Source organism: Microbulbifer maximicatervae (SeqCode) (genome assembly GCF_052466985.1).
Window position 1 is genome coordinate 754822 of sequence record NZ_CP174298.1, and the last position, 19717, is coordinate 774538.

Annotated in this window: 20 protein-coding genes; all 20 read left to right on the plus strand. The window is 44.4% G+C overall.

All coding sequences use genetic code 11. The features are described 5' to 3' along the window. Positions 1–543: 543 nt before the first annotated feature. The 20 genes from ACJJI3_RS03320 (at position 544) to ACJJI3_RS03415 (ending at position 18814) form a co-directional block, all read left to right on the plus strand. Positions 544–1803, plus strand: a complete 1260-nt coding sequence (locus ACJJI3_RS03320; protein ID WP_444917410.1) for a hypothetical protein — start codon at positions 544–546, stop codon at positions 1801–1803. Between the two features lie 59 nt (positions 1804–1862). Further along, positions 1863–2141: a hypothetical protein gene (locus ACJJI3_RS03325; protein WP_444917409.1), complete on the plus strand. Its 279-nt coding sequence runs from the start codon at positions 1863–1865 to the stop codon at positions 2139–2141. A gap of 12 nt (positions 2142–2153) precedes the next feature. Next, a complete protein-coding gene (locus ACJJI3_RS03330; RefSeq protein WP_444917408.1) occupies positions 2154–2684 on the plus strand; it encodes a SycD/LcrH family type III secretion system chaperone in 531 nt (176 codons plus the stop codon). Next, the gene (gene sctE / locus ACJJI3_RS03335) at positions 2671–3855 is read left to right on the plus strand and encodes a type III secretion system translocon subunit SseC family protein (RefSeq protein ID WP_444917407.1); all 1185 of its coding nucleotides are present in this window, start codon (positions 2671–2673) and stop codon (positions 3853–3855) included. The genes ACJJI3_RS03330 and sctE overlap by 14 nt, the downstream gene beginning before the upstream one ends. 46 nt (positions 3856–3901) lie before the next feature. Continuing rightward, positions 3902–4648 carry a hypothetical protein gene (locus ACJJI3_RS03340; protein WP_444917406.1) on the plus strand — a complete coding sequence of 249 codons (747 nt, stop codon included), beginning with the start codon at positions 3902–3904 and terminating at the stop codon, positions 4646–4648. 72 nt (positions 4649–4720) lie between these two features. After that, the gene (locus ACJJI3_RS03345) at positions 4721–5617 is read left to right on the plus strand and encodes a helix-turn-helix transcriptional regulator (protein ID WP_444917405.1); all 897 of its coding nucleotides are present in this window, start codon (positions 4721–4723) and stop codon (positions 5615–5617) included. Then, complete coding sequence (locus tag ACJJI3_RS03350; protein ID WP_444941497.1) at positions 5608–6393, plus strand: hypothetical protein; 786 nt, start codon at positions 5608–5610, stop codon at positions 6391–6393. Before ACJJI3_RS03345 ends, ACJJI3_RS03350 begins: the two co-directional genes overlap by 10 nt. A gap of 35 nt (positions 6394–6428) precedes the next feature. Next, positions 6429–7547 carry a TyeA family type III secretion system gatekeeper subunit gene (locus ACJJI3_RS03355; protein ID WP_444941498.1) on the plus strand — a complete coding sequence of 373 codons (1119 nt, stop codon included), beginning with the start codon at positions 6429–6431 and terminating at the stop codon, positions 7545–7547. Beyond that, positions 7540–7917, plus strand: a complete 378-nt coding sequence (locus tag ACJJI3_RS03360; protein ID WP_444941499.1) for a hypothetical protein — start codon at positions 7540–7542, stop codon at positions 7915–7917. The genes ACJJI3_RS03355 and ACJJI3_RS03360 overlap by 8 nt, the downstream gene beginning before the upstream one ends. 3 nt (positions 7918–7920) lie before the next feature. Beyond that, on the plus strand, positions 7921–8316 hold the full coding sequence (locus ACJJI3_RS03365; RefSeq protein WP_444941500.1) for a hypothetical protein: 396 nt from the start codon (positions 7921–7923) through the stop codon (positions 8314–8316). 369 nt (positions 8317–8685) lie between these two features. Further along, positions 8686–10809, plus strand: coding sequence for a type III secretion system export apparatus subunit SctV (gene sctV, locus ACJJI3_RS03370; RefSeq protein ID WP_444917400.1), 2124 nt, complete (start codon positions 8686–8688; stop codon positions 10807–10809). Between the two features lie 11 nt (positions 10810–10820). Then, positions 10821–12230: a type III secretion system ATPase SctN gene (sctN, locus tag ACJJI3_RS03375; protein WP_444917399.1), complete on the plus strand. Its 1410-nt coding sequence runs from the start codon at positions 10821–10823 to the stop codon at positions 12228–12230. A 143-nt stretch (positions 12231–12373) separates the two neighbouring features. Next, positions 12374–12841 (plus strand): type III secretion system stalk subunit SctO, encoded by a 468-nt coding sequence (gene sctO / locus ACJJI3_RS03380; protein WP_444917398.1) that lies wholly within the window; start codon positions 12374–12376, stop codon positions 12839–12841. A gap of 8 nt (positions 12842–12849) precedes the next feature. Then, the gene (locus ACJJI3_RS03385; RefSeq protein WP_444941501.1) at positions 12850–14460 is read left to right on the plus strand and encodes a hypothetical protein; all 1611 of its coding nucleotides are present in this window, start codon (positions 12850–12852) and stop codon (positions 14458–14460) included. Next, positions 14457–15509 carry a type III secretion system cytoplasmic ring protein SctQ gene (gene sctQ, locus ACJJI3_RS03390; protein ID WP_444941502.1) on the plus strand — a complete coding sequence of 351 codons (1053 nt, stop codon included), beginning with the start codon at positions 14457–14459 and terminating at the stop codon, positions 15507–15509. Before ACJJI3_RS03385 ends, sctQ begins: the two co-directional genes overlap by 4 nt. Next, the gene (gene sctR / locus ACJJI3_RS03395; protein WP_444917395.1) at positions 15499–16161 is read left to right on the plus strand and encodes a type III secretion system export apparatus subunit SctR; all 663 of its coding nucleotides are present in this window, start codon (positions 15499–15501) and stop codon (positions 16159–16161) included. Before sctQ ends, sctR begins: the two co-directional genes overlap by 11 nt. A 51-nt stretch (positions 16162–16212) precedes the next feature. Further along, complete coding sequence (sctS, locus tag ACJJI3_RS03400) at positions 16213–16467, plus strand: type III secretion system export apparatus subunit SctS (RefSeq protein ID WP_444917394.1); 255 nt, start codon at positions 16213–16215, stop codon at positions 16465–16467. A 1-nt stretch (position 16468) separates the two neighbouring features. Beyond that, complete coding sequence (gene sctT / locus ACJJI3_RS03405; protein WP_444941503.1) at positions 16469–17269, plus strand: type III secretion system export apparatus subunit SctT; 801 nt, start codon at positions 16469–16471, stop codon at positions 17267–17269. Beyond that, entirely contained in the window at positions 17266–18324 is a 1059-nt protein-coding gene (gene sctU / locus ACJJI3_RS03410) for a type III secretion system export apparatus subunit SctU (RefSeq protein ID WP_444917392.1), read from the plus strand. The genes sctT and sctU overlap by 4 nt, the downstream gene beginning before the upstream one ends. Positions 18325–18349: 25 nt before the next feature. Continuing rightward, positions 18350–18814 carry a type III secretion system chaperone gene (locus ACJJI3_RS03415; RefSeq protein ID WP_444917391.1) on the plus strand — a complete coding sequence of 155 codons (465 nt, stop codon included), beginning with the start codon at positions 18350–18352 and terminating at the stop codon, positions 18812–18814. Positions 18815–19717: the final 903 nt, after the last annotated feature.

The following is a 19717-nucleotide window of genomic DNA, read 5'->3' on the forward strand; positions in this document are numbered from 1 at the left end:
ATGGCTTGCATTCACTCCGCTTGCAGTCCCGCTCTCCAGGCCCACTCTTTACCCCTGTAGAAATACAGCGATGGCGAGATTTTATTTTGCTACTCGCCAGTTCCGCAGGAGGACAAACGGTGAAACTAAACTTTGACCGTTTTTAGGTGGGAGGTATTTCCCCAGCTGTACTTTGGGAGGTTTAGAAGTGAGGAGGGGAGCGTTAGGGCTAACCCCGATTGAGTAGGCGCTAACTTGTTTTTGGTAGAGCCTGGATAGTGGCAAGCACGCTTGGGTGTCGATGAATATTAAAGGAGCGGGCTTGTGGTGAGTGAGGTATTGAGCAGCCGGGCAGCTCCAGTGGCGAATTAAATATTTCGTGAAAAAAAACTGAAATCTAAAAAAAAAATACCAGAAATCTAAAGCGGCGATTTTTGGGCGACGTATGATGGTACTGAATGTTGGGTCAGGTAGGGCTTCTGTGCCGACTGACAGTAACGTGATTGATAACGGCAAGCGCTCATACCTCAGTTTAGCTTGCAAGGCTTGGAGATAGGGGGATCTATGGTTGACAGTGTCACGCAAGTAAAGGTGGCGAGTACCGACAGTGTCTCGCAAAGCGGTTCAACATCTGCGGCAGAAGCCGAATCTGTTTCGGCAGAGTCCAGCGGGGATCTGTGGTTCTTTGGCTCCTCCAAATTTCGCATGGATGGCAATGGCGATGTGCGCCTGGCAAGCTCGGAAGAAATCCTTGGGGAAACCAAAAGCTCTCCATCGGCCATGGTGGATGTGCTTTCTACCGGCGCCGACCTGCTGCGCTTCGATGCTAACGGCTATTACCAGGATGATGTAGATGCGATCGCCGCCCTTCATGCCCAAGCCGATAAAACGACCGAGGAAATCGCTGAAGAAGTCCAGCAAGCAACGGTCGATTTGCGCAATAAGATGAGGGCGGATATTGAAGCCGGTGTCTTTACTGTTGATGACGCCGGCCAGGTTTACCACAACGGCGTGGCAATTCCGCCGGAAAGTGTCGGCTTTGAATTAAACGCCCTTCTGATTGAATCCCTGACGAATCAGGTATCTGAGCTCAACCAATTAAAAAGTGACATAGTTGCTGTCGATGGGTGGGTACAGGCAGAGCTTGAAGAAAGTGAAGAGGATCATGTGGTTGCTCTCTATGATATTGATCAAAGGTGCTATATCGAAAAAAAGAGGGCCTATAGTGGAGGGTCAGCTATGATCGGCGCCAGTTGGGGAAGATCAGGTTATAACGATGAGTATGACTTTTGTAAGTGGCACGAGGTAGAAGGCCACGAATCAGACTTCGATAAATTTGCTGCGGAAACCTTCCCGGAGATGGAATCTGAAAAGGGTAAGGAGGGCGATGTACTCATGGACTCTATTCGCAGCGATTACGACCGCCTGATGGAAGGCTCCGGCCTCACCACCCCCGAGTGGGGAGAGGAGATGCCTAATAAGGAATACGATACAAAAGGCCCGATGTCGGGTGAAGGCCTTTCACAGAAGTCAGAAATCGCCACTCGAGATTTTAACTGGGAAAATAGCACCGGAGCGGCGGGGGGGAATAAATATCGAGGCACTGACCAAGCGAAAGAAACCAATAGAGTCGCCTTCGATACAACCACATTCACGTCTGCCAAGGAAAATATCAATGCCCGGGTATCCACACTGTCTACGGTGACTGAGCAGCTGGGCACCAACCTAAACGTGGATAATAGTCGCTATAACAACCTGATCGAAGCAATGAACAACTACAACAAGTCAGTATTGGATTCACTGAAAAGGTTTTCCATCTACTAATTCCGTTGGCAAATGTTACTACTTGCTGGATGCTAATTTTTTCAGGAATGGTGCAGGGTATGTTTATTGATACTGAAGAAGCTGCTAAACGCTGCCAAAACACGCTGGATCGAGCCAATCGCGCAATACGGCAAAGCGAAAAGCGAGAGGCTGAGCTGACTCGCGCCCTCGGGTGCTCGCGGCAGCAATGGGTAAATCAGGTAAAGCAGCAATTTGGGGAGGCAGGAGTGCAGGAACAATTTATGGCCAGAAAGTTGTTGGACGAAACCCTGTATAAGAAAGAGCAGATCGATTTGTCGCCCGTAAAAAAACCCTTTTTTGTGATGAACCCGGTATAGCGAGGGGCAAGTATGTCGAAAGTAGATAGTGTGCCCTCCCTGACTGATGATATTGATGAAAATGACTGGATTAATTTCCTGGAAAAAGGCGGAACCTTGGCGGAGGCTCTGGATGTTAATGCCGAGGAGCTGGAGGCCATATATACATTAGCCTATAAAAAATATGAAAGCTGCAATTACAAGGAAGCCTTATCATTATTTCAGCTGTTGTGTCAGTGTGATCACTATGAAGCCAAGTATATGCTGGGGTTGGGTGCGACCAGGCAAGCGTTGAGTGAACATCAATTGGCTGGAGAGACTTTTAGTTTTGCAGCTATTGTCCACCCGCACGACCCACGATTTCCATATTATGCTGCCGAGTGCCACCTGGCATTAGGTGATTGGCGTAGCGCTGGAAGCGGTTTTGAGATGACCATGCTTAGGTGCGAAGGAAAGCCAGAGTTTCAAACCCTAAATGAAAAAGCCACTGCTCAGTTTGAAAGGCTAAAAGCCAAACTGGACAGGGAACAGCAAATTAAGGACAAAAGCAATGACGACGGTTAATGGGAATCAACCCCCCTCAATCTTTACTAACACCCTACAAGTCCTCCCTGAGCTTTCACAGGAGAGCCTGGAAATTGCACAGCGAGAGCAGTTAAAGGCCGAAGCAGGTAATGCTGGCCTGGCCAGTTTGAACAAAGAGGTTAAGAGTGCGCAAAGGGCCGAGTTGCAAGTTCCTTCTGCAGATACTGAGACGGGTGATTTTTACGAAACAATCACACTTGCGCTGTCTAAAATGGCAGGGCTTATGGGTGACATGGCGGACACTATTCAGGTAGAGCTGCAATTTAAACAGTATGAAATCAAACAGCTGCTCAAAGATAAATTAAAGACAATTGAAGAAAATCAGGAGCGCCTCGAAGAGCAGGTAGAGGCTCGCAAAGCCTTTGAAAATCAGAAAAGGCGCTCAGGGGTTTTTGGCAGCGTGATGAATTTTACATTTGCGGCTGCGGAAATTGTTAGTGGGGCGCTGTTAGTTGTGGGAGGGGTGGTTTCAGGTAACCCCGCACTTATAGCCGGCGGCACCTGCCTAATAGCTGCCGGGTCATTGGAAATTGCAGCTGAAGTCGTAAAGCTGACGGGTGGCAGCGCTGAACTTGAAGGGAAGCTTAGAGACGCCGCATTGGGATTAATGATTGCCGGTATAGTCATGGGTACCTGCGGTGCGGGCACCGGCCTGGCTGGGGGGGCTGCTGCGGCAAAAGCAGGCGCTAAAGAGGGAGCAGAGCGGGCACTCAGGGAGGGGGTCGAGGAGGGCGCCGAGCGTGCGGCAAGGGAAGGTGCAGAAGCCTCTGCTGAGAGAGGGGCGAAGGAAGGCGCAAAAGCAACGACTTCAAAATCCACTAAATATGTAAAATCATCAACGGGTACCTTTGTCGCTTCAGCCACCGTCCAAAATGCAGGAAATGCAGGGATGAAGATCTATGATGCAAAAATACAGCGGGATTACGATAGGCGTGAAGCAGAGCTTGAATTTGACATCCAACGTTTGCAAGCACGACTGGAAGCCGTTATAGCCAAGCAGGAATTCGTCAATCAATTGATACAGCTTTTAAAAGAGCAGTGGTGTCGGGCGATTGTTAGCCCTGTGGAAAGTGCAATAAAAGTGCTTAATGGTGCAATTCAGGATCGTGGCGCTGCCAATACACGCATAGCCGCCAGTTTCAGTGTTTAAATATTGCCGTTGATATTAATCGTAGAGAGTATAAAGGGATAGTATTGTGCCTACCTTATCAGAGAATAATTTGGGAATTAGTTCCAATTCACTTAACCGCGCTGAAAAAATGGAGCTGGACAACACCAATCCAGCAGGAAAGGGCGGGCCGAAACCTTCAATTATTAGTGCCGAGGATGCGCCTAGCTCCTACCGGGCTTTAGATAGCGAATCAGAGGATGTGCAGAACTTCTTGAAGGCTTTCGCCCACAACAATCATATCTACGGCCTAATCAATACGTTAAATAATAATTTGAAGGCGGTGTATAGAGATATGCGGGAGGGGGAAATCTCTATCCGTGTTAATAAATATATCGATCAATTTGACACCGCACTGGAAAAGCGGGATGAAATTATTAAATATGCGGGTGAGATCTATGACACGCGTATGAGAGCTGCGAACATGAAGATGGGCATAGGCATAATGCACGGCGCATTGGGGCTTGGCAGTCTGAGTGGCGGTGGCGGCTCCGGTGGCGGCTCTCCAGTTGGCTCCTTCGCTCAGGCGGCGCAATATAACATCGAAGCTAAAATTGATAGGTTAAATGCAGAAGCTGAAAGGCTTAATTCGATGTTACAGGCTAGGCAGGTAGAGTTAGATGCGGAAATTAACCTGGATAAACAGGATGCAGAGTTAGCTGGTGCCCATATTAGTTTAATCGACAACCTGACCAGTACGTTTTCATCAATGATTAATGATCTTCATTCACATCATAGCGCAACAGTTAACGCACTATCAAAATCAATAGTGTAGATAGATTTACACTCGCTATTTGTAAATGTTAGGTACGGATAAATCGTTATTTAATTACGAGTTATGATAGAAATGAACAATCTTTCCTACAGGGAGCAGGAGAGTAACAGGGAAGTGATTGTCGAGAGCCAATTTAGTGGAGAGCTCTTTGAATTAACAACGTTTTTAATGCCAAGTGGAAAATCTATCGTACCTACATTTTCACCCTTTGTTAATTTGGTGATGATGGTAGCTGGCTCTGCCCATGTTACATCGGAGAATTTGGACTTTGATCTCGTAATGGGGCAAGTTTGGCTTGTGTCTTCTGGTGAAGAGTATGAGCTAAGCAACGATCATGCGCAGGAAGATATAGTTGTTATCTGCGTGGGCATTACTGCAGCAATGCTCGCAAGGTTTTACGACAGGTATGACAATGATCTTTTGCAGAAAAAGTATCCAGTTAACTCTTTTGAGTCATATGCCCCTAAAGGAAAGATGCCAATCATATTTCCTGCCTGCGAACTAACGAAGATATCACTAGATTCACTGCGCCTGTTCAGCCAGATGGGGCATGATGGATTGAATGCATTAAAGTTAGAAGAGTTACTGCTACTAAAGTTAAATAGTGAAAATGGACAAACCCTTGCAAATGAGTTCCTCGATCGGGTGGATCCCGCGCATGAGAAGTTTAGGTTGTTCATGGAGGAAAATATCGCCAAAAATTGGTCCGTTGCAGATTATGCAAAGAATGTTGGTATGAGCCTCACCTCATTTAAGAAAATGTTTGCGCAAGTTTTTAAAAATTGTTCCCCAAAATCATGGATCAATGAAAGGCGGCTTCGAGCTGCTGACTTCCAGTTGCGTACAACCGACAAGAGACTTGTTGATATTGCGATAGAGAGTGGGTTTTCCAGTCAGTCATACTTCACACAACTGTATAAATCCAAGTATGGTGTCTCACCATCAGAGGCGCGTCAAAAGTGTATTTGAGAGCAATTCTTATTTGCCTGGTTTCTTCCATAATGGTGGCTGGATGTGCGGCTCAGCATGGGAATGATCAGGATATATTACCTACGATTAATGTCGGGGTTCAATTAGACAGCCCTATCTCTACTAAAGCAGCAGATATATTATTTTCTGGGGATGCAGCTTCAGGAAATAGTCCATCTTCTGTGAAATCACTACCGGTGCAGGCACTTCAAAGGGAACTTTCATTGGGGAACTGTGATGTGGTGATTGGCTCTTTGAGCAAAATAGGGAATGACCCGAATCTCACTGATTGGGAGTCTTATGTAATTGGGGCCTTGTCATTCAATTATATTGCCTTAAAGGGGAGCGATCATATCTTAAGAGCCGCAGATCAATATACTTTTTTTTCCCAGGTTAAGTCCGTTGGGTATGTAACCGCAGAGACGCGTATAAGTATTGATACCTCTATTTTGAATTTGCACCCTTTTGCCAGTTCTTTTGTAGAGTGCGGGCCACTAAATCAGTGCCTTATGATGCTGAAAAATGGTGATATTGATGCGCTTTCTATTCCAGATATAGATTCCCGCCATCTGCAAAACTACATCCTAACCAAATATGATTTGGAGCTTGTCAGGGCGAAACACACTGAGCGTGCCATTTTCTCAATTGGCCTCAATGCTCGTAGCCTTACGTTGCAGGAAAGACGTGCGCTTACTGTATCATTAAAAAAGCTATTTAAAACCCAGGTTTCCACTGTTTTAGATGTACAAACAAACAATGATCGTAATAAAGCCTAGCCATCAATGAGTTATATTACTTCTAAGGTAGTCTTATGAGTTCTCCAAACGGTCAGCCTTTAGGGGTTAGTCGTACTATAGAAAAACCTACGGCTATCGATAGTGCGCATAGGCAAGTACAGCCCGCTCATTCCGGGAAGACCATGCTTGAGCTGGCAAGTGATCAACTGGAAGAGGCCGGTTCCTATTTACATAAATATAGGAACTTAAATCGTAGTAGAGCCAAAGAGTCCCGTAAAGATTTTGATAGTTCAGAAATAAAGAAGCTTACAAATGCTGCACTTAATCAGCATCAGGTAGGTAAAATCACTGAGCTGGCCGGTGGGATTAAGCAGGGGCGGTATAACAAATCCGAAATACTGGATCAAATTAGACAATTTTCACAGCAATTCTCTTCTGATTCTACACAGCGAGCGCTGGCCCTGCTTTCACTTAAGTCACAGATTGCAGATGCCCCTGAGCCTGTCCAAAATCTCAGTGAGATAAATTCCGAAATCGATGCGGAGTTAGAGCCTATATCAAACTCTTTGGAGTTTAAAGCGGGTATTCTGGCTTATAGCGCTTCAGATTTGGCGGAGCAGGGTGGGCTGGACAAGTACCAGCTCCAACAGGCAACCCAGCCATCATATGCCGTCGACTTTGGTAATATCTACCAGGTGGTATGTGATTTAAGGGAGAAGTTTGGAGAGAGGTATCTTGCACTAGGAGCAGCGGAACTATGCAAGCAATTATCAGCGCAATACCATGAGGGTGGGCGGAATATTGATAGCTCAGAACTTATATCCCTGATGAGGAATATGAGTGAGCTTAAAGTTCTGTTGGCGTTATTTGATGCTTGTGGCGATACCGCTAGACTATTGGTTACACCTGCCACAGATTTAAATAAAAAGAATGAGTTGACCAGCAACCTGTTAAGTGAAGTCTTATCTCTTCAAAAAAAGAACTGGGTAGAGAGTTCGGATATTACTCAAATAGCCACTAAGTTAGAAGTTAGCGATTTGGCACAGATGAATATCCTGGCAGTGCAGTTTAAACATATCGTAGGTCTTGTGCCTGATCATATATATGGTGATCCAATGCAAAAACGTCAGTGCATTGATGCAATATTTAAATGTACAGATATGTTTGCTAAAAGAGAGAGTGCCAGTGCCTAATTGGGTTGAAGCGATATTAATCCGGGTTTTTTTTCGTCGTAATATTGAGGTCGATCAATGGCAGCTTAGCCAGGAATACTTGCAAGTAGATGTGCCAGATCTTGGCAATCTTGAGCTAAATTACTTATCTCAGGATGAAGCGTTATTAGTTTCCCTTAGGTTGGGCCACCGGGTTGATGATGACATATTAAAAGCGATGCTGGAATTGAACTCCTATTGCAATCAAAGTTTATTATCCCCTACGTGCCATTTGTTCTCGGATCATATTGTTCTTAGGTTGTTGATTCACCGGGAAAACTTGGATGTTGTCAGTTTTGAGGCCGCGCTAAACAATTTGTATCAAGTTAATCAATCTGTAGTTGGGTTTTAGGTAATGTTATCTGCCAAATCTAAGGATGTGCTTAATTTTCACGGTGGAATCTCCGGTGTTTCTTATTTAGAGCAGCAACCTACTACGCGAGACTTGCCCTCTGCTAAGCGAATAATCTATTACAACAATAATACATCTCCTTCACATCTGTCAGAACTATTTAAGCGCTCAAATGGGCAGCAACTGTTGAATAAGGTGTGTGTCCCTGATCGAAGTGACATCCAGCCATCAGCATGCTATGAGGGTGAGAAAAAAGCGCTTTACGCACTTGAATGGATTAGGGGGCTGGATTGCAATTTGACCGCAGAAATAAGAGAAAAATCTGAGCAGATTTTTATGGAGTTGGCTGAGCTAGAGCTGAAAGATCAGGTGCAGAGAAACCTGCTCTGTAAAGTTTAAATGATTTAATTGAGTTTGTTAGGTCCAATTAAATATCATGAGAGAATGGATAGTTGCGCAGGCAGAGTTACAGTTAAATTATGCCAGTGTAGATAAAGCCGTTACCCTGTTGCTCTTGGTTGAGGAAATATACGGTGGCAGTTTGTCCACTGGGCTAATGCTGTGTAAGGCATGGGCGTCATTGCAAAATCTAGAAAATCTTGAACATAAGTCAAGTGAACTTATAGCTACATATAACTTGGACTGTGAACAGTCAGCTGCCTTGTATTATTGCTTGAGTACAACCAAGTGGAAGGCTGGACTATATGATTCCGCAAAAATTGATCATGAAAATTACCTAAGACTGACATGTGAGGATGTTTCGAGCATATGAAAAACCTGATACTGGCATTCAGTCGACGCGCTGATCTTGCATTAGCGATTTTATTGGTTGCTATCATATTTATGATGATACTGCCAATGCCCACCAGTGTAGTTGATGCTTTAATAGCAGTAAATTTTGCTATTGCAGTACTTTTAATGATGCTATCTGTCTATATTAAGTCTGCTTTAGAATTTAGTGCATTTCCAGCTGTGCTACTTATTAGTACTCTATTTCGATTAGCGCTATCGGTTACTACCACTCGCCTGATTCTTATGAATGGTGATGCCGGTGACATCATTACAACGTTTGGTAATTTTGTAGTGGGCGGTAATTTAGTCGTGGGTCTGGTGATTTTTCTAATCATTACCATTGTACAGTTCTTAGTTATTACCAAAGGTGCTGAACGTGTAGCTGAGGTCAGTGCGCGATTCTCTCTCGACGCATTGCCAGGCAAGCAGATGAGTATTGATGGTGATATGCGCGCTGGAATGCTTGACATGGAGGAGGCACGGGATCGCAGGGAATCATTGAACCGAGAGAGCCAGCTCTTTGGTTCGATGGATGGTGCAATGAAATTCGTAAAAGGGGATGCGATTGCCGGCCTTATCATTATTTGTGTCAACATCATTGGTGGAATTTTAATCGGCACCACTCAGCATGGGATGACTACAGGTGATGCACTGGAAATGTATTCCATTCTCACCATTGGCGATGGGCTTATAGCTCAGATTCCTGCTCTATTTATTTCCATGACGGCGGGGATGATCGTTACTCGTGTGGCCTCCACGGAGGATGAGCTGGAGAGTAAAGACATCAACCTAGGCACAGTAATTGGTTCGCAAATTACTGCACATCCACGTGCACTTTATATGTCTTCTGCTCTTTTGTTTGGCCTGGCTGCGATCCCTGGCTTCCCTACAGAAATTTTTATTGCCCTGGCTCTAGTAATTGGTGGGGGCGGATTCTTTTTGGCAAGGCTCGCTAAAAAGCATCAATCACGAGGTGAAAACTTACCTGCTATATTGGCAAAGGACGGCGGTTCAGCTGCTACTGCATCCCCCGAATCCAAGAAGTTGGCTGCAAGAGCAGCGAGTAGTGGTAGAGATGACTTCTCTATCACGGTACCACTATTGGTTGACGTATCAACTGATTTAGAAGGTATATTGGATGGCGAGGAGCTAAACGCTGAGTTAAGCCGTGTAAGGAGAGCACTATACCTGGATTTGGGGGTCCCCTTTCCTGGTGTACATCTACGATTCAATGAGAATCTCCCTGATCACGAGTACCATATTCTTAACCAGGAGGTTCCCGTTGGTCATGGAAAGTTGGTACCTGATAGCATCCTGGTAACGGAACCAAAGGATCAGCTATCTATAGCAGACATTGAGTTCAAGCAAGAAGACGAATTCTTACCGAATATAGATAGCCTATGGGTCCAAAGATCACAACTAGAGACACTGGAAAGCAACAATCTATCCTATTTCTCTTTTAATCGTATTATTACATACCATTTGGCCTATATCTTAAGGCGATATGCAGAGGAATTTATAGGAATACAGGAAACGCGGTATCTGCTAGAGAAGGTAGAGCCCCATTTTGGCGAGCTTGTAAAGGAAGTTGAACGTGTAATGCCGATACAGCGCCTTAGTGATGTATTCCAAAGATTGGTCTCTGAAGATATTTCTATTCGAAACTTAAGGGTGATACTCGAGGCTTTGGTTGAGTGGGGCCAAAAAGAGAAAGATGTGGTTCAGCTGACTGAATACGTAAGGAGCAGTTTAAAGCGCCAGATTTGTTTTAAGTATTCAGCCGGAAGTAGTACGCTCCCCTGTTATTTACTGGATCAGGAGCTGGAAGATAGTGTTCGCGGGGCTATCCGGCAGACTTCAGCAGGATATTACTTGGCTCTGGACCCTTCGGTGGCAAAGCGATTTACCGATAACTTAGCAATTTATACGAAAGATAGTTTGCAGATGGAGCGAAAGCCCGTTCTGTTAATTGCCATGGATATACGCCGGTATGTTCGCAAGCTGATTGAAAATGAATTTTATGAGCTTCCCGTCCTTTCTTTTCAGGAGTTGACCAAGGATATAAATGTTCAACCAATTGCCCGTATATCTATTAGCTGAAGACACTGACTGTGAAGAAAGCACAACCGAAAGAGCAACCGGCTGTTGATGTTCAGTTGGAGTTAAAGTCTTACCTTTCTCAAGTTGAGGAAACGTGGGGCGACAATAAGCATAAAATATACCATGCAATTGCTGAATGTAATTGTATGCGGATGCGAGGCTGGGTCCAAAATGTATCCGGTACGATTATCAAGGCCCAGGTTCCAGATGTTCAAATTGGTGAATTGTGTCGACTGGTTTCCCCTGGAGTCGAAAAACCTCTGTTAGCTGAAGTGGTGGGGTTAGAAAAGAGCATTGCATTATTATCCCCCCTGGGTGAACTCGCGGGAATATCGAATAAAACAGAAGTATTGCCCACAGGTCGCAGTCATCAGATAGAAGTGGGTGAGTTTTTACTGGGGAGTGTGCTTGATGGTTTGGGGAACCCGTTAAAAAAGGGCAGCCGCTATGATGGTGATTCCGCAACAAGAGAGAGAGTTCAGGTTATAGCTGACGCTCCGGATGCCATGGAGCGGCAGTTAATCGATAGACCGGTGTCACTAGGCATAAAAGCCATTGATAGTATCCTTACCTGTGGAGAGGGGCAGAGGATTGGTATCTTTGCTGCTGCTGGCGGGGGTAAAAGTACATTACTGTCTATGATTATCCGCAATGCGGAAGTCGATGTTATCGTTATTGCGCTAATTGGAGAGCGAGGGCGCGAGGTCCGCGAATTTATTGATCATGATTTAGGAGCTGATGGTCTAGCGAGGGCCGTTCTTGTTGTAGCAACATCAGATAGGCCTGCTATGGAGCGCGCTAAGGCCGCATTGGTCGCGACAGCAATTGCAGAGCACTTCAGGGAAAAGGGACAAAAAGTCTTGTTACTGATGGATTCCGTAACACGATATGCCAGGTCGTTGCGCGAGATTGGACTTGCTGCCGGAGAGCCCCCAACACGCCGGGGCTACCCTCCATCTGTATTCGCTGCGCTACCACAGCTAATGGAGCGTAGTGGAAACTCCGCCAAAGGGTCAATCACGGCTTGTTATACCGTTCTCGTTGAAGGTGATGATATGACAGAGCCTGTTGCAGACGAAACGAGATCTATCCTAGATGGCCACATAATACTTTCTCGTGCCTTGGGAGCAGCTGCACATTACCCAGCGATCGATGTGCTGCAAAGCGCAAGCAGGGTAATGAATAATTTTGTGGCACCGGAACACAAATTGGCGGCCATGAAGATACAGAATCTATTGGCAAAGTATAAAGAAGTAGAGCTGTTAGTGCGTATCGGTGAGTATCAACGCGGCAATGATCCGGTCACCGATGAGGCTGTAGATAGAATTGATGAGATAAATTCATTCCTGAAACAGGGTACCCACGAATTGATACCGTTTGATGCTAGTGTGACGCAACTTTTAAAGATGTTTCCTTCGTAGTGTCAGGGATAAGGCGTGGAGCTGACCTATCTAGCACTTTCCTGCAATAAATGGCCTAAATCTAAAAAAAACAAACCAAATTATAAAGAGAATATTTAGGCCATCAATATAATACCAAAAGCTCCGTGTGGTGGTGGCGATGCATGGTTAGTCTAGACCGTATTTTAACAGTAAAGACACTTAAGCTGGATGCTGCGAAAAAGGAGTTTCAGCGGGCAACTGAATTACTACGCCAGAGAACGACGCAGCTTGAGTTAGCGCAGAAAGAGTTTGAAAACCACAGGTTGTGGCGAATCTCTGAAGAGGCCAGGCAATACAAAGCCATCATGGGACAACCTCTTCAAACAGCACAGCTAGATAAATTTAGATCCTCTATGGCAGCGATGCACGAAGATGAGGCATCGCTTAAATTGAAGGCCATCGAGTCGGAAAAGCTACTTCAGGATGCCATAGACAACAAAGAAAGCTGTCATAGGCAACTTCAGCATTGTTTGAAGGGAGTCGAGAAGTACGAGCAGCTTATAAAAGAGCTGCATAACATGGAAAGAGCCATAGAGGAGCGGCTTAGTGAAGAAACGCTGGATGAATTTTTAATTACCTCTACTAGGTAGAAATATTGATGTCAATAGAATTAGAACGTATTAAGGTGAGCGGAAAAGCACCCTTGGAATCGACCCAATGGACATCAAGTATTTTTTCTAGCAAGAAGGATTCAGGTATCAGTTTTGATGCCGATACCAGTGCAGCTAAATTCCAGCAACGAGCTCAAGTGAAAGAGAGTCATGGTAATGAAGCCGTAAGCTATCAGGACTTCCTTCAGGACTTCGAACGTGAACTGACTTCCCTAGTCGGGTTTTTCGAGCGCCATACCGATAGAGTCCCTATGGATAATGGGCCTGAAAGGCAATCTATGCCGGAGCTGTCAAGAAAAAAGGTCAATGGGGATCAGTATCAAACTGTGCGTGTTAGTGCAGGAATGATTGATGATCATAAATCATCTAGCCAACAAGCGGAGACCTCCACAGGCTATCTCCATGAAGCTGCCATGGATAATAGATCGCAGGGGCATCAAAGTACAGATTCCGTAGATAATGGACTTGCCAAGCCATCTATGCAGGAACCCCCAAAAGTCGATGTCGATGGGACTCAACACCTAAAAGATCATATTTATCCAGCAGCGGGTGGCGATAATGGGTTGCAGGGGCATCAAAGAGCAACTTCCGTAGATAATGGACTTGCCAAGCCGTCTATGCAGGAGCCCCCAAAAGTCGATGTCGATCGGGCTCTACACCCAAAAGATCATATTCTTTCTGCAGCGGGTGGTGATAATGGGTTGCAGGGGCATCATAGAGCAGCTTCCGTAGATAATGGACTTGCCAAGCCATCTATGCAGGAACCTTCAAAAATCGATGTCGATCGGACTCAACACCGAAAAGAGCGTATTTATTCAGCGGCGGGTGACGATATTGGATCGCAGGGGCATCAAAGAGCAACTTCTGTGGATAATGGACTTGCCAAGCCGTCTATCCAGCCTCCCCAAAATATCGATGTCGATGGGACTCAGCACTTAAAAGACCGGTTTTTTTCAGCAGCTAGTGGTGGTCATAAGTCACTAGATCATCAAATGGGTACCTACGCCAACACCCCGGTTAATAACCTCAAAAGCTTATTGTCTGATGAGCAGGCCGGACAATTGATTTTGAATTTGGAGGGTGTCGAATATCTAGAAGAAGGTGAGGTTATATATGTAGCGCAATCCGCACTTTCTGCAATTGATCGTTTGTATTTATCACAGGTAAGTAAATGCAGTGAAGTGAAATCGGATGTTGGCTTGCTGTCCAATTTGCAGGGGGCTGGGCTAGAGACTATATCAATCAGTAAGAAAGTTATTCGCGCTGAGGTGGTGTGTAGGGCGCTCTCGGATACTAGGGTTACTGTTGAATTGCAAGATGGAAAATTGTCAGTGCATTTTGATATACAAAATCAAGACTTGGGCGTAGCTGGTACCTCTATGCTCACCGAGCTTCGGGCAATGCTTGACCATAAATACGCACAATTTCATGTGTCGGTAACTACGAGCAGCGCTGATCAGGTCGAAGTAGAGAGCAGTGCAAGTGATAACTCAAAGAAGCGGGATGGGAATAATTCGGGTGGTGATGGTAATCAACGTGACGCCCCCTCCGAGGAGAAGTGGGAAATAGATTACTTGCTTGGTGGTCTAACTAAATGAGTATCAATAAGCTTGCTTTGCTAAAAACGACCATGCAAGAAGTGGCGTTAAAAAATTTCCTCATTTGTCACAAGCTGGATATTGAGCTAGGTTCGCCGGACAAAGAGATCCCGCCGCTATTGCACATCAGATCAGTCGGCTGTACCAGTAAATTACCAGAAAGAGCGCTTTACTTTGAGTTAAGTGGAGGCGGGGGCAATACACACTGGAAATTCTACGTTCCCTTGAGTGAGGCCAGTACTCTGCTGTCTTGCTACTTTCAAGGTGCATGTATTTCAGACTTGCCTTGCGAATTGATTGAAGCAGCATGTGAATTATGGTTTGAGCATATTGCTGAGGCGCATCAAGGGTTGGGGGATTATCACCTTGGTGGAGTTCAAATTGTCACAACAAGCGAGTCAAGTTCTTCAGGTAATCTGGCTTGCAAACTGCAGGTTTCTGAGCAGAAAAATTGTATCAATGTTTTCTGTGTGATCCCAAGATCAGGCTTTGAGCTGCCATTAAGCAGCGGTGTTAGCAAAAGACGGCACCCTCTGCCAGCTGCGCTGCCCATTAGGTTTGTTATTGGCACTACCCACCTGGATATCCATGAGTTAGAAGGTATTGAAGCCGGTGATATTATCCTAATTAAGAAATCATATCTATCACAGCAGCATTGTTTAGTAATGTTTTGCCGCCAACTAATTTGGTTAGCAGAATGTGATATGAAAAGTATTACACTTAAATATCCTTGGAGTGAACAAATGGATAATGAGTATAGCGAAGCTGATGATTCACTAGGGGAGCTTGATGAAGCCTCTGATGCAGCGGAAGTAACTCGAAAACTACAAGATGTTTCTTTGACGCTCAGTTTTGCTTTGCCCGGAGTAGAAATGACGATCGAGGATGTTCAGGCGTTATCAGAGGGATATACATTTCAATTGGTTGACTCGGCTTCAACTCAAATCGCCATTGTTGTAAATGGGTCTGTAATTGGTAAAGGGCAATTGGTGAACATAGAAGGTCAGTTGGGCGTACAGGTCTCGAAGTGGGGTAAAAATGGGGATTAGTTTTCTAGGCGGCCAGCTTGACCATATATCGATAATATTAGCACTTGGTGCTCTAGCATTAGTACCGTTTCTGGCGGTAATGGGAACCTCCTTTGTTAAGATTGTTATAGTGTTTTCACTGCTCCGTAATGCCTTGGGAGTTCAGCAGACGCCACCCAATATGGCGTTGTATGGCGTGGCTTTGATTCTGACTCTATATATAATGGCTCCGGTGGGGTTTGATATACAAGAATATGTTGAGGCTAATAGTCACTTAACGGAATCTTCTGAGAATTATAAAGAGTTATTTTCAGGGGCAGTTAAACCCTATGCTGCATTCTTACAAAACAATACGACCGAAATAGAAAAAAACTATTTTCTGGATACTGCCAGGGAAATTTGGCCTGAGCGCCACGCAGATAAAGTAACAGATGATAGCTTATTGGTTTTGTTGCCTGCGTTTACCGTTAGTCAGGTTACCGAAGCGTTTAAGATTGGATTTTTAATCTATTTACCCTTCTTGGTAATTGACCTCATTGTTTCAAACATACTTCTTGCTATGGGTATGATGATGGTATCTCCAATGACAATCTCGCTTCCATTTAAATTATTGTTGTTTGTCGTGTTAGATGGATGGACAACCCTTACTCATAGTCTGGTCATGGCCTACTAGTGAGAGAAAAATACCATATTATATTTACCTTTTGGTCGCGAGAGTAGAGTTGTGGATGTAGGTGAGATGATGAGGTTGGCACAGGAGGCAATGATGTTAGTGTTGATACTTTCTCTTCCTGCGATTGTAGCTGCCTCGATAGTAGGCACTCTGGTGAGCCTCATCCAGGCATTGACCCAAATTCAGGAACAAACACTAGGGTTTGTATTAAAACTGGTTGCGGTTATCTTTGCATTGATTGGCACGGGCAGCTGGATGGGGGCTGAGTTAGTCGCTCTTGGTGCGACTGCTTTCAACAGCATATAAAATGGATCTTGATTTAAATAACCTAGAAGCAATGATTCAGGCCTATATTTTATCATTGCCACGCGTGTATTTGGTATTTACAGTTTTACCAATGATGAGTAGAGGGTTTTTAGGTAGCTCAATGGTGCGTAACGGTATTCTATTGAGTTTGTCTCTATTTATATTCCCGCTTACGGAAGGTACTTTGCCTCCGGACCTGGGAAAGCTTGGGTATATTTCAATACTCCTTAAAGAATCTGCCATTGGATTGATCATTGGAGTGGTCGTGGCAATCCCATTTTGGATTGCCGAGGGGGTTGGTTTTTTAATTGACAATCAGAGAGGGGCCACTATGGCGAATATTGTCAACCCATTGCTGGGGGACGAGACTTCGCCACTAGGTATTTATCTCAGTCATTTATTGAACACCTTCTTTATTCTTAGCGGAGCGTTTCTGCTGATGATGGGAGTAATCTACGAGAGCTACATATTTTGGCCAATTAATGAAATGTTTCCCCGAAATTTGGCTGGTGCGGATATCTATATTTTTTCACAGCTGGATTTTTTAAGTAAATCCATTGTTGTCTTTTCCGCACCAATTGTCATTGCGATGTTTTTGGCAGAGTTTACCCTTGCGCTGATTAGCAGGTTCTCACCACAATTAAACGTTTTCTTTATGGCAATGCCAGTTAAAAGTGCTATCGGCATATTTGTTTTGGTTGTATATATCCACGCCCTATTAGGCCATATCGATAGTGTTGTTACTGATACTTTTGAAGGGATGCATCACTTTATGCGAAACACTCTTGGTGGTGTAATGTGAGTTCATCATCAAAAACGGAGCCCCCAACGCCCAAGAAAATACGAGACTCCAGGGAAAAAGGCCAGGTAGCAAAAAGTAAAGAGGTGGTATCCCTGGTTCTGCTTGTGTCTGTAACCGGGTATTTCTGGCTATTTGGTGAAAGTATTTTTTTCCAGATTAAAGGTCTTTTTTATGATCTTTCGAGGCATATAGATCTTCCGGTTGGTCAATTGTTTTTAAATGCCTCGGTTGAGGCGTTCTATATAGCGGCAAAAATATTATTGCCAATACTGGCTGTGGTTTTTGTTTTTGCAATTATATCAAACGTTATGCAGATCGGATGGATATTTAGTGGGGAGACGGTCAAGCTAAAGTTTGAAAATATAGGCCTGGTGAATGGTGCAAAGAAAATATTCAGCGCACAAAATGCCATGGAGTTTGTTAAATCCCTTATCAAGATCGTGGTCCTTAGCTATGTTTCATGGTATGTATTAAAAAATAATCTTGCGCTGATTATGGAGATACCCACTTGTGGTGCTGATTGCGCCATCTATATAACCGGATCATTAATGATGAAGTTAATCCTATATTGCCTTGCGGCATTTGTCTTCTTGGCTGGGGCTGACTTTGGGCTCGAACGTTTTTTGTACTTCAAGAAACTCCGCATGTCTATTGATGAGGTGAGAAGGGAGTATAAAGAGACTGAGGGTGATCCGGAGATTAAGGGGCGCAGAAAAGAGCTGCATCGCGAACTTATGAGTGAGGAGGTGGTTCAAAAGAGGGTGTCACAAGCAGACGTTTTGATTACCAACCCAATACACTTTGCGGTAGGAATTCGGTATGATCAAACAGTTTCCCAGCTACCTTTTGTTACAATCAAAGGTGAAATGTTATTTGCACAAAAATTAAGGCATATAGCACAAAAAAATGAAATCCCGGTTATCGAGAGCGTGGCTCTCGCAAGAGGTCTTTACGCAAAAATAGATATAGACCAAAAAATTACGGATGAATTTGTAGAACCGGTGGCGGATGTTATCCGCTGGTTGCGTGAGCAAAAAACACCCCATACTGACTGAGACGTATAGACATTGGAGTTTGATTATGAATCTTGATTTTCCCAGGCTGATTCAAGAGTTAGCAGTAAACTTGCAGCAACCGCTTATGGAGCCCGTTGAAGACGCTTGCCGTATCTCTTGGGATGAGGTTGATATGCATATTTACCTGCATGAGGAAGATGGCAAAGAGCTGGTTATTGTCACTTTGGATATTGGTGAGATTCCAAATGGGCAGGAGGAGCATATCTGTAAGTTAATGCTCCAAGGTAACTACCTTTGGGTAGCCAGTGAGTATGCAACACTGTCCTTACATCCTGAGTCGCAGATGATAGTTTTATGCGATAAAGAGCGTGCAGAAGTAGTAGAGATTGAGTCCTTCACTCAAAGAGTAAAAGCTTTGTACCAAACGGCAGTCTACTGGCAGGAAATAATATCGGTTAACGGTGGAGATGCTTCCGTTGAAACGAATGGGGCTCCTGTGTTGAACCATGACTTTGGGATAAAAGTGTAACTATAGGTATAGGCCTTTATTAGATAGACCTTCTAAGAATAGATTGGCTGGCAATGTAGAAGCTTAATATAGGAATCATTGTCAGTCTTGTTTCCTGCACCACTTGACCATCACCCGTTTTACGAATGGTATTTAGCCGATTATTTTAAGCAATTGCATTCATGGAGTTGGAACAGTCGAGTGGCCACTTATATCACTACTATAATTGAAGCCATTTTTGACGGGGCTGATGAATTGCACGGGGTATGTTCGGCTTAAAGTCGTAACGCTAGGCGTCAACTATTTAAGTGGTGGGGCTAAATCCGAACTGTAAATATAGACCAGGCCATTTTGCGGCGGACTGATTGCTGTATTTATCCCTATCACAGCGTTAGTTGATCAGCAAATGTATGATCAACTAATGTACCCATTGGTTTTTCAGTGTAATGTCTATGGAATGTACTCGTCAGAACTTTATAGGGCTGGCCAGTATTAGGGCGATGTAAATTACAAGCGCAGAACTCTACCATTACCGTGCTAATTTGTAGCCTTGCGAGTGTCAGGGTCGCTTGCGGTATATTTAAACAGGAAGGTGTTTTGATACGTCTTAGGGGGGAGCAAAGCTTGGACTTGATAGTCTATCTTGGTCACCGAACACCCAATATTCTGTGTGTCCGTGTTATAGCTATTTAATCCCGGCTTATCCAGAGCGGAGTTGACATTTTTAATATTCCGCTGTGGCTTAAATTTATTGAGCATAAGTCCCACTTGCGGGCCTAAAAATGACCTTTATCTAAAAAAATGCGATCAATTCTTAAAGAAGGTTTCCTTGATCGCTGATATAGTAAAAAAATAAATATTGCCAATATTCGGGTTACTATGACGCTTCAGGCTAAAATTTCTGCTTTATGCTCAGAAGTATTC

Bases quoted from the DNA above. Each gene is read 5' to 3' on its own strand.
- ACJJI3_RS03320 (WP_444917410.1), top strand. From the start codon at position 544: ATGGTTGACAGTGTCACGCAAGTAAAGGTGGCGAGTACCGACAGTGTC.
- ACJJI3_RS03325 (WP_444917409.1), top strand. From the start codon at position 1,863: ATGTTTATTGATACTGAAGAAGCTGCTAAACGCTGCCAAAACACGCTG.
- ACJJI3_RS03330 (WP_444917408.1), top strand. From the start codon at position 2,154: ATGTCGAAAGTAGATAGTGTGCCCTCCCTGACTGATGATATTGATGAA.
- sctE (WP_444917407.1), top strand. From the start codon at position 2,671: ATGACGACGGTTAATGGGAATCAACCCCCCTCAATCTTTACTAACACC.
- ACJJI3_RS03345 (WP_444917405.1), top strand. From the start codon at position 4,721: ATGAACAATCTTTCCTACAGGGAGCAGGAGAGTAACAGGGAAGTGATT.
- ACJJI3_RS03355 (WP_444941498.1), top strand. From the start codon at position 6,429: ATGAGTTCTCCAAACGGTCAGCCTTTAGGGGTTAGTCGTACTATAGAA.
- ACJJI3_RS03365 (WP_444941500.1), top strand. From the start codon at position 7,921: ATGTTATCTGCCAAATCTAAGGATGTGCTTAATTTTCACGGTGGAATC.
- sctV (WP_444917400.1), top strand. From the start codon at position 8,686: ATGAAAAACCTGATACTGGCATTCAGTCGACGCGCTGATCTTGCATTA.
- sctO (WP_444917398.1), top strand. From the start codon at position 12,374: ATGGTTAGTCTAGACCGTATTTTAACAGTAAAGACACTTAAGCTGGAT.
- ACJJI3_RS03385 (WP_444941501.1), top strand. From the start codon at position 12,850: ATGTCAATAGAATTAGAACGTATTAAGGTGAGCGGAAAAGCACCCTTG.
- sctQ (WP_444941502.1), top strand. From the start codon at position 14,457: ATGAGTATCAATAAGCTTGCTTTGCTAAAAACGACCATGCAAGAAGTG.
- sctR (WP_444917395.1), top strand. From the start codon at position 15,499: ATGGGGATTAGTTTTCTAGGCGGCCAGCTTGACCATATATCGATAATA.
- sctT (WP_444941503.1), top strand. From the start codon at position 16,469: ATGGATCTTGATTTAAATAACCTAGAAGCAATGATTCAGGCCTATATT.
- ACJJI3_RS03415 (WP_444917391.1), top strand. From the start codon at position 18,350: ATGAATCTTGATTTTCCCAGGCTGATTCAAGAGTTAGCAGTAAACTTG.